The organism is Streptomyces aurantiacus (assembly GCF_001418335.1).
Lineage (GTDB): Bacteria > Actinomycetota > Actinomycetes > Streptomycetales > Streptomycetaceae > Streptomyces > Streptomyces aurantiacus.
In genome coordinates, this window is record NZ_LIPP01000522.1 from 1,822 (window position 1) to 3,271 (window position 1,450).

Sequence of the window (1,450 nt, forward strand, 5' to 3'; positions counted from 1 at the left end):
AGGTCGAGGACCAGCCGGTCGGCGAGGTCCGGGGCGTCCGCCCGCCACTGCGGGGTGTGGAACTCGGTGACCAGGTTCGCCGCCCACATCAGCGAGGGCAGATCCTGGACGAGGACCATGCGGGCGGGGCCCTCCGAACGGGGGACCTCCGTCGTGCCGACCCAGTCGGGCGTACCGGGCGGGACGTTCTTGGTGAAGAAGACCTGGCCGTCAGGGCCGTCCGGATAGCGCAGGAACGAGACCGGGCGGTCGCGGAGATGGGGGAGCAGCGCCTCCGCCGCTGTCGCGTAGTAGTGCAGCAGTTCGCCCTTGGTGAAGCCCGTCGCGGGGTGGAGCACCTTCTCCAGGTTGCTCAGGGTCACTCTTCGCCCCGCCACCTCCGTGATTGGCGTCATACGATGAGAATCCCACGCATTAATGAAGAATCGGGCAGAAACTTATCGAACTTGATCAAAACTTATGAAGATGGATGAAACTGATGGAAACTTCTGAAGGGTGTCGAACGTGAGATCCATTTGGAACGGTGCCATCTCCTTCGGCCTGGTCAGCATCCCGATCAAGCTGATGAACGCCACGGAGAACCACTCGATCTCCTTCCGCCAGATCCACACCGAGGACGGTGGCCGCATCCGCTACCGCAAGGTGTGCGAGGCGGAGGAGCGCGAGGTGACGTCGTCGGAGATCGGCAAGGGGTACGAGGACGCGGACGGCACGGTCATCCCGATCACGGACGAGGACCTGGCCGCACTGCCGCTCCCGACCGCCCGGACGATCGAGATCGTGGCCTTCGTGCCGGCCGACCGGATCGACCCGCTCCAGATGGACACGGCGTACTACCTGTCGGCGAACGGGGCACCGGCCGCCAAGCCGTACACCCTGCTGCGTGAGGCGCTGAAGCGCAGCCAGAAGGTGGCCATCGCGAAGTTCGCGCTGCGAGGGCGGGAGCGGCTCGGGATGCTGCGGGTCGTCGAGGACGTCATCGCCATGCACGGGCTGCTCTGGCCGGACGAGATCCGTGGGCCCGAGACCGTTGCCCCGGACGAGCGGGTCACCGTCCGGGACAAGGAACTCGACCTGGCCGACGCGTTGATGGACACGCTCGGGGAGGTCGATCTCGCCGAGCTTCACGACGACTACCGCGAGGCGGTGGAGGAACTGATCGCCACGAAGGCCTCCGGGGAGGCGGTGCCTTCCGCACCCTCCGCCGAAAAGTCCGGGGGCAAGGTCATCGACCTGATGTCGGCGCTGGAGAACAGCGTGCGGCAGGCCAGGGGTGAGCGGGGCGGGGCCGAGGCCAAACCCCCGCGCAAGGGGGCTGCCGGGAAGAAGCCGACAACCAAAAAGGCGGCGCCGAAGAAGAGGACGTCGGCCTGACTTTCAGCGTGGGTCCCTGCCTTCTTTGCCCCCTGCCGGTTTGTCGGCCACCGGCCCGTCGTGGCTGATCGCGCAG

General features: G+C 66.6%; 1 protein-coding gene and 1 pseudogene. One reads left to right on the forward strand and one right to left on the reverse strand.

The annotated features are described in order from the left end of the window. The coding region (gene ligD / locus AOK01_RS45985; RefSeq protein ID WP_483855265.1) for a non-homologous end-joining DNA ligase LigD at positions 1-395 on the reverse strand (395 nt) is incomplete at its 3' end. Positions 396-504: 109 nt separating this feature from the next. Here ligD and ku point away from each other — a divergent pair. Next, a pseudogene (ku, locus tag AOK01_RS39870) lies at positions 505-1,371 on the forward strand (non-homologous end joining protein Ku); the annotation flags it as partial. Positions 1,372-1,450 lie beyond the last annotated feature (79 nt).